Annotated in this window: 14 protein-coding genes; 8 read left to right on the forward strand and 6 right to left on the reverse strand. The window is 63.5% G+C overall.

The window, feature by feature from the left end:
• The first annotated feature begins 4 nt into the window (after positions 1-4).
• The 3 genes from hsaD to hsaB are packed head-to-tail and all read left to right on the forward strand — an operon-like array spanning position 5 to position 2,343.
• Positions 5-880, forward strand: coding sequence for a 4,5:9,10-diseco-3-hydroxy-5,9,17-trioxoandrosta-1(10),2-diene-4-oate hydrolase (gene hsaD, locus FGL95_RS18385; protein ID WP_169589475.1), 876 nt, complete (start codon positions 5-7; stop codon positions 878-880).
• 1 nt (position 881) lies between these two features.
• Complete coding sequence (hsaC, locus tag FGL95_RS18390; RefSeq protein WP_169589477.1) at positions 882-1,787, forward strand: iron-dependent extradiol dioxygenase HsaC; 906 nt, start codon at positions 882-884, stop codon at positions 1,785-1,787.
• Positions 1,780-2,343, forward strand: a complete 564-nt coding sequence (gene hsaB, locus FGL95_RS18395; RefSeq protein WP_169589478.1) for a 3-hydroxy-9,10-secoandrosta-1,3,5(10)-triene-9,17-dione monooxygenase reductase subunit — start codon at positions 1,780-1,782, stop codon at positions 2,341-2,343. Before hsaC ends, hsaB begins: the two co-directional genes overlap by 8 nt.
• A 40-nt stretch (positions 2,344-2,383) precedes the next feature.
• On the opposite strand, the gene FGL95_RS18400 is transcribed toward hsaB, so the two are convergent.
• Entirely contained in the window at positions 2,384-3,037 is a 654-nt protein-coding gene (locus FGL95_RS18400; protein WP_169589480.1) for an acetoacetate decarboxylase family protein, read from the reverse strand.
• A gap of 39 nt (positions 3,038-3,076) precedes the next feature.
• Here FGL95_RS18400 and FGL95_RS18405 point away from each other — a divergent pair, with 39 nt between their 5' ends.
• Complete coding sequence (locus FGL95_RS18405; protein WP_169589482.1) at positions 3,077-4,285, forward strand: cytochrome P450; 1,209 nt, start codon at positions 3,077-3,079, stop codon at positions 4,283-4,285.
• On the opposite strand, the gene FGL95_RS18410 is transcribed toward FGL95_RS18405, so the two are convergent.
• The 5 genes from FGL95_RS18410 to FGL95_RS18430 are packed head-to-tail and all read right to left on the reverse strand — an operon-like array spanning position 4,260 to position 9,832.
• Positions 4,260-5,309: an acyl-CoA dehydrogenase family protein gene (locus FGL95_RS18410; protein ID WP_169589484.1), complete on the reverse strand. Its 1,050-nt coding sequence runs from the start codon at positions 5,307-5,309 to the stop codon at positions 4,260-4,262. The genes FGL95_RS18405 and FGL95_RS18410 overlap by 26 nt on opposite strands.
• A complete protein-coding gene (locus tag FGL95_RS18415) occupies positions 5,306-6,301 on the reverse strand; it encodes an acyl-CoA dehydrogenase family protein (RefSeq protein WP_169589486.1) in 996 nt (331 codons plus the stop codon). Before FGL95_RS18415 ends, FGL95_RS18410 begins: the two co-directional genes overlap by 4 nt.
• Positions 6,298-7,437, reverse strand: a complete 1,140-nt coding sequence (locus tag FGL95_RS18420; protein WP_169589488.1) for an acyl-CoA dehydrogenase family protein — start codon at positions 7,435-7,437, stop codon at positions 6,298-6,300. Before FGL95_RS18420 ends, FGL95_RS18415 begins: the two co-directional genes overlap by 4 nt.
• The gene (locus tag FGL95_RS18425; RefSeq protein ID WP_169589490.1) at positions 7,437-8,288 is read right to left on the reverse strand and encodes an enoyl-CoA hydratase; all 852 of its coding nucleotides are present in this window, start codon (positions 8,286-8,288) and stop codon (positions 7,437-7,439) included. The genes FGL95_RS18420 and FGL95_RS18425 overlap by 1 nt, the downstream gene beginning before the upstream one ends.
• Positions 8,285-9,832, reverse strand: coding sequence for a FadD3 family acyl-CoA ligase (locus FGL95_RS18430; RefSeq protein WP_169589492.1), 1,548 nt, complete (start codon positions 9,830-9,832; stop codon positions 8,285-8,287). Before FGL95_RS18430 ends, FGL95_RS18425 begins: the two co-directional genes overlap by 4 nt.
• Before the next feature lie 57 nt (positions 9,833-9,889).
• Here FGL95_RS18430 and FGL95_RS18435 point away from each other — a divergent pair, with 57 nt between their 5' ends.
• From FGL95_RS18435 to FGL95_RS18450, 4 genes are all read left to right on the forward strand, one after another.
• On the forward strand, positions 9,890-11,071 hold the full coding sequence (locus FGL95_RS18435; protein ID WP_169589494.1) for an acyl-CoA dehydrogenase family protein: 1,182 nt from the start codon (positions 9,890-9,892) through the stop codon (positions 11,069-11,071).
• Positions 11,068-11,868 (forward strand): SDR family oxidoreductase, encoded by an 801-nt coding sequence (locus FGL95_RS18440; protein ID WP_169589496.1) that lies wholly within the window; start codon positions 11,068-11,070, stop codon positions 11,866-11,868. Before FGL95_RS18435 ends, FGL95_RS18440 begins: the two co-directional genes overlap by 4 nt.
• A gap of 143 nt (positions 11,869-12,011) precedes the next feature.
• Positions 12,012-12,620, forward strand: coding sequence for a TetR-type transcription factor C-terminal domain-containing protein (locus FGL95_RS18445; RefSeq protein ID WP_169589499.1), 609 nt, complete (start codon positions 12,012-12,014; stop codon positions 12,618-12,620).
• Between the two features lie 8 nt (positions 12,621-12,628).
• Positions 12,629-13,831 (forward strand): acetyl-CoA C-acetyltransferase, encoded by a 1,203-nt coding sequence (locus FGL95_RS18450; protein WP_169589501.1) that lies wholly within the window; start codon positions 12,629-12,631, stop codon positions 13,829-13,831.
• The last annotated feature ends 29 nt before the right edge of the window (positions 13,832-13,860 follow it).

Consider the following 13,860-nt stretch of genomic DNA (forward strand, 5'->3'; position numbering starts at 1 on the left):
TGCTGTGACGGCAGTCGACGAGCTCACGTACGAATCCACTTCGCGCTACGCCCAGGTCCGCCCAGACCTGAAGCTGCACTATCACGAGGCCGGCGTTGGCAACGGTCCCACGATCGTGTTGTTGCACGGTGGCGGTCCGGGTGCTTCGTCGTGGTCGAATTTCGCCCGCAACATTCCGGTGCTGGCGCAGAACTTCCATGTTCTGGCAGTCGATCAGCCAGGCTTCGGCAGGTCCGACAAACCCACGGATCATCCGCAATATTTCGTGCACAGTTCGTCCGCGCTGAACGACCTCTTGACCGCGCTGGACATCTCGGGACGCGTTCACCTGCTTGGCAATTCGCTGGGCGGCGGGACAGCTGTGCGGTTTGCGCTCGACTATCCCGACCGCGCTGGACGTCTCGTGCTGATGGGTCCGGGTGGGCTGAGCGTCAATTTATTTGCTCCCGACCCGACCGAAGGGGTGAAGAACCTTGGGAAGTTCGGCGCCTCGCCGACGCGGGAGAAGTTGGAGGCATTCCTGCGGATCATGGTCTTCGACCAATCGTTGATCACACCCGAGTTGATCGACGAACGGTTCGCCGCCGCAAGCACGCCCGAATCGCTCGCCGCGATGCGGGCGATGGGCAAGTCGTTCTCCAGCGCGGACTTCGAAAAGGGGATGCTGTGGCGCGACGCATACAAGTTGCGGCAACGCGTCCTGCTCATCTGGGGGCGTGAAGACAGGGTGAATCCACTCGATGGCGCGTTGGTCGCCTTGAAAATGATTCCGAAGGCACAGCTGCACGTGTTCGGCGGCTGCGGCCACTGGGCGCAGTTGGAGAAGTTCGACGAATTCAACAAGCTCGCATCCGATTTCTTGACCGAAGGTGGACGCTGACATGGGAATCCGGTCGCTCGCGTATATGCGAATCGAAGCAACCGACATGGCGGCGTGGCGGGAGTACGGTCTGAAGATCCTCGGCATGATCGAGGGCAAAGGCACCGACCCCAACTCGCTCTACCTGCGGATGGACGACTTTCCCGCGCGCTTGATCATCTCTCCAGGTGAGAAGGACAGACTCGTTGTCTCCGGCTGGGAGACCGCCAATGCCGCTGAATTGCAAGACATTCGGGACCGGCTGGACGCCGCTGGTGTCCCACACAAGGAAGGCACCGCCGAGCAGATCAAGGACCGTCGGGTCCACGAGTTGATCTCGTTCCAGGACCCGTCCGGCAACACCCTCGAGGCATTTCACGGTGCGGCACTGGAACATCGGCGGATCGTCAGCCCGTACGGCCACAAGTTCGTGACCGGCGAGCAGGGCCTCGGCCATGTCGTCCTTTCCACCGACGACGACGCTGTGGCCTTGCAGTTCTACCGCGATGTGTTGGGCTTCAAGCTGCGCGACTCGATGCGGTTTCCCCCGGAGGCGTTGGGCAGGCCGGCCGACGGGCAGCCTGCCTGGCTGCGTTTCTTCGGCTGCAACCCTCGGCATCACTCTCTGGCCTTCCTCCCCTTCCCGACCTCGAGTGGGATCGTTCACCTGATGATCGAGGTCGAGAACTCCGACGATGTCGGTCTTTGCCTGGACCGCGCGTTGCGACGCAAAGTGAAGATGTCTGCGACCCTCGGCAGGCACGTCAACGACCTGATGTTGTCGTTCTACATGAAGACGCCCGGCGGGTTCGATATCGAATTCGGCTGCGAAGGAAGACAAGTCGACGACGACGATTGGGTCGCGCGCGAGAGCACGGCAGTTAGTCTCTGGGGCCACGACTTCGGCGTCGGGATGCGCGGTGACTGAGTCGGCCGGGATCGACGTCCGGACGTTCCGTCAGGTGCTCGGTCAGTTCTGCACCGGCGTCACGATCATCACGACGATGGACGACGGCGCACCGATCGGCTTTGCCTGCCAGTCGTTCGCGGCGCTGTCCCTCGATCCACCGCTGGTCCTGTTCTGCCCGACCAAGGTTTCGCGGTCGTGGGCGGCGATCGAACGGTCCGGGGTGTTCTGCGTGAATGTCCTTGCCGAGGAGCAGCAATCGACATGCGCTCGCTTCGGCTCACGCGAGCCCGACAAGTTCGCCGGAATACCCTGGACCCCATCGGCATTGGGCTCCCCGATCATCACAGGCGCGCTCGCCCACATCGACTGCACCGTCGAGACAGTGCACGACGGCGGAGACCATTTCGTGGTGTTCGGTCGTGTGTCGTCGCTGTCCGAAGTCAAAGACGAACGGCCGCTGCTGTTCTACCGCGGTCAGTACACGGCGATCGAGCCGGACAAGACCGTCCCAGCGCCGTGGCGCGACGACCTGGAGTCCTTCCTCACGACGACCTCCCTGGACACTTGGCTCTAACCCCGTGCGCGCGTCTCACCCTCCCAGGGGTGAAAATCACTCACAGTTGTTGGGGCTCGTGGAACGTCATCGGGAGCTGCGGAATCACCGAAGTCATCAGCGCGCGCTTCGGCAGGCCGAGGGCTGCTAGTTCCTGTGCCCACGGGTGGCCGCCGAGCTGCAATGTCGCGCCACCCAGCCGGGTCCGGACGCCGGCAGGCTTCATTCGCCAGGACGTCCGCCGGGTGACGCCGTCCAGGTGCGAGAACGCGTCGAGCGCGGCGTTCGGGCTCGGCAGCTTGATGCCGGGCTTGACCTGGAGGTCGACGATCAGTTGACCGTCCTGCCGAATGACACCATGTGTTCCGTCGATGTCGAAGTCGGCGAGTTCCTTGGGGAATCCCCAAATTCCGCGGCCGGCGGCCATCGTGAATTCGCCATCCACCGGCAGCCGATGAATGAGTACGCCACGTCCGCGCACAAGGAACGAAACCCCGAACTCGTTGTACGGACCGAGATCGCCGTCGACATAGGTCACGAAGACGAGCGTGCACATTGCCCGACCTGGTCCGATGCGTTGGACCCGCAGGCCTGAGTAGTCGATCAGCTGCTGCGCCGCCCGAGCGGGGACCGCATACGACGCCGTGAACGCGCTCGCCGATCGAATCTCGATCGGCATCGCGACCTCACGCCCGAGCACATTGTGGCTGGTCATACCCCTCAAGATATAGGAACAAGTTCTAGTATGAGCACCATGTCCGATCTCGATACGCGGCCTCGATTCGACCTGCTCGACGGCCGGTTCTACGCGGGAGAATTCGGTGACCCGCGTGCGGCCTATGCGTGGATGCGCGCACACGAGCCGGTCAGTCGCGACATGCATGGTTACGCCGCTGCCGCGTCCTACGACGCACTCATGGCGGCCGAGCGAGACCCTGGGCTCTTCTCCAACTCCGGTGGCATTCGACCGGAATCAGGTCCACTGCCCCAGATGATCGACATGGACGAGCCGGAGCATGTTGCGCATCGCAAGCTCGTCAACAAGGGCTTCACGCGCAAACGCGTGGAGGGCCAGATCGAGCACATTGCCGGAATCTGCGATCAGTTGATCGACGCGGTCTGTGAGCGTGGGGAATGCGATTTCGTCGCCGACCTCGCCGCGCCCCTGCCGATGGCAGTGATCGGCGACATGCTCGGTGTGCGACCGCGCGACCGCGACATGTTTCTCAAATGGTCCGACGACCTCGTCAAATCATTGGGCACCAATGTCACCGACGACATGGTCATGGCCAGTTTCCAGGCGTACCAAGCATTCGGCGAGTTCACCATGCGCACGATCGCAGCGCGACGGCGCGAGCCGACCGACGACTTGACCAGCATCTTGGTCCACGCCGAGATCGACGGCAAGCGGCTGACCGACGACGAAATCCTCGGCGAGACCTTGCTGATTCTGGTCGGCGGTGACGAAACGACTCGGCATGTGCTGAGCGGCGGGATGGAGCAGTTGATGCGCCATCCCGACCAGCGCGACCGACTGGTAGCCAAACCGGCGGGAATTCGCACAGCGGTCGAGGAGATGCTGCGGTGGGTCACGCCGATCAAGAACATGTGCCGGCTCGTCATGCGCGACACGACCTTCTTCGGCACCGACCTTGTCGCAGGCGAGAAGATGCTCCTGCTTTTCGAGTCCGCCAATTTCGACGAGGCGCATTTCGAGGATGCTGCACGATTCGACTCGACGCGAGACCCCAACCCACACTTGGCCTTCGGCTTCGGCAATCACTTCTGCCTCGGAAATCAGCTGGCGCGCATCGAAGGTCGGCTGATGTTCGAGCGGCTGCTCGCGCGGTTGCCCGATATGGAACTCGCCACGGACGGAACGTTGGAGCGCCGGCCCGCCAACTTCATCTCCGGACTCGAGTCGATGCCGGTTCGGTTCACACCGAGTGCGCGAATCGCCTGACGTACTCTTCCGGTCGACCGAACAATTCGGCGCTCCCGTGTGCGCGTTTGAAGTACAAGTGCGCGTCGTGCTCCCAGGTGATCGCGATCCCGCCGTGTAGCTGAATGGCTTCCGCCGCAACCTGACTGAAGGCGTCCGAACACCAGACTTTCGCGGTCGCGCAGTCTGCCGGGTCGAGCGTCGCGGTCGCGAGGTCGGACGCGGCGCGCGCCGATTCGACGAGCACGTGCAGGTCGGCCATCCGGTGCTTGAGTGCCTGGAAGCTTCCGATCGCGCGTCCGAATTGTTTTCTATCCTTGGCGTACTCGACGGTCATCGCCAGCGCGCGGTCCGCACCGCCGACCTGTTCGGCAGCAAGCGCGGCACACGCGATATTTCGGATTCGATCGAGCGCGGTGGCGGGGTCTGAGGTGTGGAGCAAGCGCCCTTCGACGTTGGTGAACTCGATCTCACTGAGGCGCCTGGTTGGGTCCATTGCTCGGCGTTGCCGTCGGACCACACCGTCTTGGCTTGGGTCCACCTCGAAGAAGGCGATGCCTTCGTCTGTCGACGCGATGACGATCAGCACGTCCGCGATGTGGCCGCCGAGGACGTACGATGCTGTGCCGGAGAGTAATCCGTCTCGGTCGGCTGTGACGGCGGGAACGGTCCAGCCTGATTTACCGGCCCAGCACACGGCGGCGGTAGTGGTGCCTTCAGCGATTCCTGGCAGGAGACGTTCACACGCATCGTGGTCGCCCACTGCGAGGATCGTCTGGCCTCCGAGTACCACCGAGTCGAGCATCGGCGTCGGCACCAGTGTGCGGCCGAGTTCTTCGACGACGATGTGAGATTCGACTAGCCCTGCCCCGATTCCGCCGAACTCTTCCGGAATCGCGAGGCCGGCGACGCCGACTTGGTCGCAGAGCATTCGCCACAAGTTGTCGTCGTAGCCGGTGTCGGATTCGATGGCCTTTCGCAGTGACGCGTGCTTGGCGACCAACGCGCGGACCGTCGAGGCAAGCTCCCGCTGCTCGTCGTTCATGATCCGCTCCGCAGGGCGTCGGCGACACGGCCACGATGTTCGGCAGGGGTACCCCACGCCGTGACCAGCGCACGGATCTTCGTCAGCCACAGCGAAAGGTCGTATTCGGCCGTGTAGCCGATTGCACCGTGTACTTGCAACGCTTTTCGTGCTGCTCGGTAGGCGGCGTCGCCGCAGGCAACCTTCGCCGCCGAGACGTCGCGAGACGCGCTGGAATCGCCGGCGCCGACCGCAATCGCCGCACCATAGAGCAGCGGCGTCGCCATCTCGAGGCCGACGAGGGCGTCGGCAAGATGGTGTTTGATCGCCTGGAACTGACCGATCGGTCGACCGAATTGGACGCGACTCTTCGCGTACTCGGTCGCCATGCTGAGTGCCGCGTGTCCGGCTCCGAGTAGCTGCGCCGAACAAGCAAGGACGCCGAGGTCGTAAGCCTTTGCTGCGGCGACACTTACATCGGACGCCAGGACGCTCGTCGGTTCGACGTCGAAAAGCCTTCGCGCCGCATCCACCGACCGGAGTTGCGTTGTGGGCGTGACTTGTTGGAGGTCAGCGTCGTCGACTTGCAGCACAAGGTCAGCGAGGTCGGCGTCCAATGCTCTTGGTACCGATGGCGGTAGCGCGATCGAGGCCAACGTCGTCCCGTCGGCGATACCTGGGAGCCACCGTTGCGCGAGGGCGTCGTCTGCAAGGGACTCCAGCAACGCGGGAAGGACTGCAGCGGACTCGAGGATCGGGCCGGGAACCCCTGCGCGCCCGATCTCGATGAAGGCGATGGCAAGGTCGACGGGGTGGGCGCCGAGGCCGCCGAACTCTTCTGCGATGCCCAGGCCGGTAACACCGGCGTCGGCGAGTTGCCGATACAGCGCGAGGCCCGGACCGGAATCGCCGTCGGCCCATGCTCGAATGAGTTGCGGGGTTTTCGCGCTCGCCATGAGGTCGCGCAAGCTTGCCGCGAAGTCGGTCTGCTCGGTGGACAGTGCGAATCTCATCGGTCCGCCTTCGGTAGACCCAACAGTCGCTCGGCGACGATGTTGCGTTGAATCTCGTTAGTACCGGCGTAGATCGGGCCGGACAGCGAGAACAGGTAACCGTCTTGCCAACCGCCGGCAAGCTCGGCATCCGGGCCGAGGAGATCCAGCGCCGTCTCGTGCAAAGCCACATCCAGCTCCGACCAGAAAATCTTGTTTATCGACGATTCCGCACCCAGCGAACCGCCGTCGCTCAGCCGGGTCACAGTGCCGAAGGTGTGCAAACGGTAGGCCTCCGCTCCGATCCATGCGTCGACGACGCGGTCGCGCAACGCGGTGTCTGCGGGGTCGGCGTTCGTTCGCCATAGCTCGACCAGTCGCTGAGCTGCGGAGTTGAACCGTCCCGGGCTTCGGAGCGACAGCCCACGTTCGTTGCTCGACGTACTCATCGCGACGCGCCAGCCATTGTGGACCGCACCGATCACGTCTTCGTCGGGGACAAAGACATTCTCGAAGAACAGTTCCGCGAACCCCGGCTCGCCATCCAACTGAGGGATCGGCCGGACCGTGACACCATCGGCAGTCAACGGAAACATGAAGTAGGTCAAGCCTTTATGGCGTTCGGCCGTCGGGTCGCTGCGGAACAACCCGAAGCCCCAATCGGCGAAACTCGCCCGCGAGCACCACGTCTTCTGCCCGCTCAGCAGCCAGCCGCCGTCGGTCCGGCGAGCGATCGACCGGATCCCGGCGAGGTCGCTGCCGGCTTCGGGCTCGGACCACGCCTGTGCCCAGATGTCGTCTGCCCGCGCCATGCGTGGGAGTAGCCGTTGCAGCTGCTCGGGCGAACCGTGCTCGAAAAGTGTGGGCGCCAATAGGAATATGCCGTTCTGGCTGACGCGCCCCGGCGTCGGCGCAGCGTAGTACTCCTGCTCGAAGAGCACCCATTCCAGCAGTGACGCGTCACGACCGCCGAGATCTTCGGGCCACGAGACGACGGACAGCCGTGCCTCGGCAAGCGTGTGCTCCCACTCCCGATGCGCCTCGAATCCGGCCTTGGTGTCCATCGACGGCAGCGGCGTCGACGGGGCATTGGCTGCTAGGAAGTCGCGTACCTCCTCCTGGAAGGCGACAGTCTTGTCGTCGAGATCCAGATCCATTACTTGGCCTTATCTTTCATGGACTTTGCGTTCATCCCGCCGAGCGAATCAGCCCCGACCTCGGCATTGTGAGCATGTGCAAAATGGTGCAGTCCAAATACCGAGTCCATGCCATTGCGCATGCCCATCTGGTCTTCGCACTGGTTCACCGCCTTCTTGGTGAGGGCCAACCCGAATTGCGGCATCGCGGCGATCCGTTCGGCGATCGCGAACGTTTCGGCCTCCAGATCATCGCGTGGGACAACGCGATTCACCATGCCCCACTCGTACGCGCGTTGGGCGCTGAAGCGATCACCGGTGAACAGGATCTCCTTGGCCGCCCGCGGTCCGAGGACCCATGGATGCGCGAAATACTCGACACCGGGGATACCCATGCGGACAACAGGATCGGAGAAGAATGCGTCGTCGGACGCGACAATCATGTCGCACACCCACGCGAGCATCAGACCGCCCGCGATACACGCGCCTTGCACCATCGCGATGGTCGGCTTCGGCAGTTCGCGCCAGCGCCGGCACATCCCGAGGTAGACCTCCATCTCGCGGGCATAGCGCTGGTCGCCGCCTGGCCGGTCGACGTGGTCCCACCACATGACCGCTTTGTTCTCGTAGTGCACATGGTGGTCCCGGCCCGGGGTGCCGATGTCGTGGCCGGCGCTGAAATGCTTTCCGTTGCCTGCCAATACGATGACCGACACGTCCGCATCCTGGACCGCTCGATCGAACGCGGCATCCAGTGCGTAGGTCATCACAGAGTTCTGAGCATTGCGATAGTCAGGCCTGTTCAACGTAATCAGCGCGACCTTGCCGCGCGTTTCATACGTGACGACCTCACCTTCGTCCGGCACGGTCATGAAATTTCCTCCCGCAATTGACGTTTGAGCACCTTGCCACCGGCGTTGCGCGGCAGCACATCCAAAAACTGCACGGACCGTGGCACTTTGAAGTTCGCAAGCTTCTGTTTGGCGAAATCGATGACCTGATCAGCGGTGACGGATTTACCCGGCGCCGCCACCACGAACGCCATACCCACCTCACCCATTCGCTCGTCCGGCACACCGATAACCGCGGATTCGGCGACGCCGTCGAGCCGAGCCAGAGCCTGCTCGACTTCGGCTGGGTAGACGTTGAAACCGCCGGTGATGTACATGTCCTTGAGTCGGTCCGTGATCTTCAGATTGCCGCGTTCGTCGAGGGTTCCGATGTCTCCGGTATGCAACCAGCCGTCGGAATCGATCGTCTTGGCCGTATTTTCGGGATCGTCCAGGTACTCGAGCATGACGTTCGGTCCGCGCAGTAGCACCTCACCTGTGGTGTCGATGCGAAGTTCGAAGTCCGCAATCGGCCGCCCGCAGGTCGTCGCAACGGTGACGGCGTCGTCGTCCGTCGTGCACATCGTGCCGAAGCCGGATGCTTCGGAGAGCCCATATGCGGTGAGCACGATGTCGATATCCAGTTCGTTCTGCATTCGCTCGATGAGCACGACGGGAATCACCGCTGCGCCCGTCACTGCGAAGCGGAGTGAACTGAGATCGAACTCGGCGCGCCGTGGGTGGTCGAGGATCGTTTGATAGATCGTCGGCGGTCCGGGCAGCACGGTGATCCGTTGTGCGTCGACCGTGCGCATCGCCTGCTCGACGTCGTAGACGAGTTGCGGATACATCGATGCCCCGGTCTGCAGGCACGCGAGAATGCCTGCCTTGTACCCGAAGTTGTGGAAGAAGGGGTTGATGACGAGGTACCGGTCCGTGCTGGTGATTCGGCCGCATTCGGCCCAGGCGCGGGAGGTGGCAAGGGATTGGCGATGGGCACAGACCGCGCCCTTGCTGCGACCGGTAGTGCCCGAGGTGAACATGATGTCCGCGACGTCGTCGGGCTGGACAGCGGCCGCGCGTTCGTCGGCGTCCGACGGTGACGCGGCACGGGCGAACTGTTCGAGGTCGTGCCAGCCGAGGTCGGTCGGGGCGTCGTCTGTGCGCTCGTCGTCGATCGGAATGCGTACGTAGGTGTCGATCTCCAGCTCGCCGGGGACCTCGCGGAGGTCGGCGAGACGGTCCTTGCCGAGGAACTGACCGGCAACGAAAAGTGCTCGCGCCCTGGACCGTAGGAGGATGTCGTGTGCTTCCGCGCCGGTGTAGCGGGTGTTGATCGGAACGAGGACTGCGCCGACGTACTGCGAGGCCAGCGCCGCGACGATCCAATGATGCGTATTCGGCGCCCAGATTCCGACGTGGTCGCCATGCTGAATGCCACGGGCGATCAGCGCGCGAGCGACCGTGCGGACTTCCTCCAACAACTGGCCGTAACTGAGGGTGACCGGTCCGTCGACGATCGCCGTTGCGTCGCCGAAAGTCGCGGCAGCGTGCTGCAAGGCAGCGGGCGTCGTGCGTGCGGTCACGTGGCGTCCTTCGAAGGGAGTCGACAAAGCAAGTGCTTGGTAGGTTATCCTACGCCTGTGGGTGAGAGCCAGGACAGGTCCAGCGCGGAGGACGAGCAGTTTGCCGTCGCCATTCGAGAATGGCTAGCGGAGAACCTCGTAGGTGAGTTTGCGCAACTGCGCGGGCTGGGCGGTCCGGGGCGTGAGCACGAGGCCCACGACGAGCGCCTTGCGTGGACCAGGCATCTCGCCGCGGCGGGCTGGACGTGCATCGGCTGGCCGAAGGAATACGGCGGTCGCGACGCATCGTTGCGCCAGCAGGTGATATTCCACGAGGAGTACGCACGCGCCAACGCTCCGCACACCGTGTCGCATTTCGGCGACAACCTACTCGGTCCTACGCTGCTGGCGTTCGGCACCGATGCGCAGAAACAACGCTTCCTACCCGGAATCAAGAACGTGACCGAACTCTGGTGTCAGGGCTACTCGGAACCCGGCGCAGGCAGCGACCTGGCTGCAGTGTCGACCTCGGCGCGGCTGGATGGCGACGGATGGGTCGTGAACGGTCAGAAGGTGTGGACGTCGCAGGCCCATGAAGCCGACTGGTGTTTCGTCGTCGCCCGGACCGAACCGGGATCTGCTCGCCACAAAGGTCTTTCGTACTTGCTCGTCCCGATGAACCAACCTGGCGTTACCATCCGGCCCATCGTTCAACTGACCGGGACCGCGGAGTTCAACGAGGTCTTCTTCGACGACGCGCGGACCGACGCGGACCTCGTGGTCGGCGAGGTCGGTGACGGCTGGCGGATTGCAATGGGCACGCTGACCTTCGAGCGTGGCGTGTCGACGCTGGGTCAACAGGTCGGCTTTGCGCGCGAGTTGGAGCACATCGCGGATCTCGCTCGACGTAACGGCGCCGCCGACGATCCGCTGATTGCCGACAAGCTGACGAGAGCGGCGATCGGCCTGCGAGTGATGCGGGCATACGCGATGCGCACTATGGAAAAGGTCGAAACCGGTGGGAATGGCGGGGAACCGTCGGTGTCGAAACTGTTGTGGGCCAACTGGCATCGCGGTCTAGGTGAGCTCGCCATGGAAGTGGTCGGTGCCTCCGGATTGCTCGCTGATCCGGACCTCACCGACGAGCAACGCCTCTACCTGTTCACTAGAGCTGACACGATTTACGGTGGGTCGAACGAGGTCCAGCGCAACATCATTGCCGAGCGCGTGCTCGGGCTGCCGAGAGAGGTTCGTCCGTGAGTAGTAGCCCATTGTCGGTTGCACCACAAGAGATTCCGGGGCACGGTCTGTTGACGGGTCGCGGGGCCGTCGTCACGGCTGCTGCGGGCACCGGTATCGGGTCCGCGACGGCACGCAGGATGCTCGCCGAGGGTGCCGACGTCGTCGTATCTGATTGGCACGAAAAGCGTTTGGCGGCAACGCAGGCCGAGTTGGCTGCTGCATTTCCGGATCGACGGGTCGCCGCGGTCCCTTGTGACGTCAGCAATTCCGAGCAAGTCGCCGCTCTGTTCGTCGGCGCAGCAGAGGCTTTGGGGAAAGTCGACATCGTCGTCAACAACGCTGGTTTGGGTGGTGAGACGCCGGTCGTCGACATGACCGACGACCAGTGGGACCGCGTCATCGACATCACCCTCAACGGCACCTTCCGCTGTACTCGGGAGGCGCTCAAATACTTTCGTGGCGCCGGCCATGGTGGGGTGATCGTCAACAACGCCAGCGTGCTCGGGTGGCGGGCGCAACACGGTCAAGCGCATTACGCCGCCGCCAAGGCTGGGGTGATGGCGTTGACCCGTTGCAGTGCAATCGAAGCCGCCGAATTCGGGGTTCGGATCAACGCGGTCGCGCCGAGTATCGCCAAGCACGCGTTCCTGGCCAAGGTGACGTCCGAGGAGTTGCTGGACCGACTCTCCGCGGGCGAGGCATTCGGCCGCGCCGCCGAACCGTGGGAAGTCGCTGCGACGATCGCCATGCTCGCCAGCGATTATTCGACCTACCTCACCGGCGAGGTCGTGTCGGTCAGTAGCCAACGCGCCTAACCAACCGTGCGCGCGTCTCACCCCCAGAGGGGTAAAAATCACGCACAGTTGTGCTCCGCCCAACCGTGCGCGAATTTCACCCCTGGGAGGGTGAGACGCGCGCACGGGTGACCTAGCAAGCGCTTGGTTGCTATGATGGCAGCGTGACTCAGCCTTCCGGACGACGCGACGAACTGTTGGCCCTTGCGGCGCGGCTTTTCGCCGAGCGAGGTCTGCGTGCCACGACGGTGCGGGATATCGCCGATGCAGCGGGAATTCTGTCCGGCAGTTTGTACCACCATTTCGATTCGAAGGAATCGATGGTGGACGAAATTCTGCGCGGCTTTCTCGACGAACTGTTCGGGCGTTATCAGGAGATCCGCGAGACCGGGCTGTCGTCGCGCGACACTCTCGAAGCGCTGGTCATCGCGTCGTTCGAGGCGATCGACGCCAGCCATTCCGCAGTCGCTATCTATCAGGCCGAAGCGAAACATCTGCGCGGCAGCGAACGGTTCGCCTACATCGACGCCAGAAATACCGAATTCCGCGAACTCTGGATCGGTGTCCTCGAAGCGGGTGCCGCGGACGGGAGTTTCACGCCCGATATCGACGTGGAACTCGTCTACAGATTCATGCGGGATACTGTGTGGGTAGCAGTCCGGTGGTACCGGCCCGGCGGTTCGATGACAGCGGCGACCGTCGCGAAGCAATATCTCGCGATCGTTTTGGACGGACTGTCCAATCCCGCACTGCGTCACGCTAACTCGAAGTAGGAGAAAACATGCCAGAGGCATTCATTGTCGATGCCGTACGGACCGCGGTCGGCAAACGTGGGGGAGCGCTGTCGGAGACACATCCCGCAGACCTCGGAGCGTCGGTGATTCGGCAGGTCCTCGAGCGCAACGGCGTCGATCCGAACAAAGTCGACGACGTCGTCTTCGGGTGCGTCGACAACGTGGGTCCGCAGGCGGGCAACATCGCCCGGACCGCTTGGCTCGCGGCGGGACTGCCGGAGGCGGTTCCAGGCGTCACCGTCGACCGGCAATGCGGCTCCAGCCAGCAGGCAATTCACTTTGCCGCACAGGCGATCATGAGCGGAACTGCCGAACTCATGGTCGCAGGCGGCGTGCAGAACATGAGCAAGATCCCGATCTCCGCCGCAATGCTCGCAGGTCAGCAGTACGGATTCGAGACCCCGACAAGCGGCTCCAAGGGCTGGTTCGAACGCTACGGCGACCAAGAAGTTTCGCAGTTCCGCGGCGCCGAGCTGATCGCTGACAAGTGGGATATCAGCCGCGAAGACATGGAGCGCTGGGCTCTACGCAGCCACGAGCGTGCGCGCGCAGCCATCGATGCAGGCAAGTTTGCGAAAGAGATCGTCCCGATCGACGGCTTCACCGTCGACGAGGGTCCGCGCGATACCAGCCTCGAGAAGATGGCGTCGCTGAAGACGCTCGTCGAGGGAGGGCGGTTGACGGCCGCCGTCGCGAGCCAGATCTCCGACGGCGCGAGCGCGACTCTGCTCGCGTCTGGCCAAGCGGTCAAGGACTACGGACTCACCCCGCGTGCCCGCATCCATCACCTGAGCGCGCGCGGCGCCGACCCGATCTTCATGTTGAGCGCACCCATTCCGGCGACGCAGTACGCGTTGGCGAAGTCGGGGTTGTCGATCGACGACATGGACGTCATCGAGATCAACGAGGCATTCGCGCCCGTCGTGCTCGCGTGGATCAAGGAGACCGGCGCGGACCCTGATCGCGTGAATGTCAACGGCGGCGCAATCGCACTGGGTCATCCGCTCGGCGCAACCGGCGCCAAGCTGTTCGCCAGCCTGCTGAACGAGCTCGAGCGGGTCGGCGGCCGATACGGCCTGCTGACGATCTGCGAAGGCGGTGGCACGGCGAACGCGACGATCATCGAACGCGTCGGCGGTGCGAAGGCTCCCGTCGTCTACGGACCTAGCTTCTCCGCAGCAGGCATGTAACCAGCTCGTGAGTCTTTTCGGAGTCTATG

Origin of the sequence: Antrihabitans stalactiti, assembly GCF_012932915.1 — a bacterium.
GTDB lineage: Bacteria > Actinomycetota > Actinomycetes > Mycobacteriales > Mycobacteriaceae > Antrihabitans > Antrihabitans stalactiti.

Excerpts from the sequence above, each read along its gene's own strand:
- hsaC (WP_169589477.1), top strand. The coding sequence starts at position 882 with ATGGGAATCCGGTCGCTCGCGTATATGCGAATCGAAGCAACCGACATG.
- FGL95_RS18400 (WP_169589480.1), bottom strand. The coding sequence starts at position 3,037 with ATGACCAGCCACAATGTGCTCGGGCGTGAGGTCGCGATGCCGATCGAG.
- FGL95_RS18405 (WP_169589482.1), top strand. The coding sequence starts at position 3,077 with ATGTCCGATCTCGATACGCGGCCTCGATTCGACCTGCTCGACGGCCGG.
- FGL95_RS18410 (WP_169589484.1), bottom strand. The coding sequence starts at position 5,309 with ATGAACGACGAGCAGCGGGAGCTTGCCTCGACGGTCCGCGCGTTGGTC.
- FGL95_RS18415 (WP_169589486.1), bottom strand. The coding sequence starts at position 6,301 with ATGAGATTCGCACTGTCCACCGAGCAGACCGACTTCGCGGCAAGCTTG.
- FGL95_RS18420 (WP_169589488.1), bottom strand. The coding sequence starts at position 7,437 with ATGGATCTGGATCTCGACGACAAGACTGTCGCCTTCCAGGAGGAGGTA.
- FGL95_RS18425 (WP_169589490.1), bottom strand. The coding sequence starts at position 8,288 with ATGACCGTGCCGGACGAAGGTGAGGTCGTCACGTATGAAACGCGCGGC.
- FGL95_RS18450 (WP_169589501.1), top strand. The coding sequence starts at position 12,629 with ATGCCAGAGGCATTCATTGTCGATGCCGTACGGACCGCGGTCGGCAAA.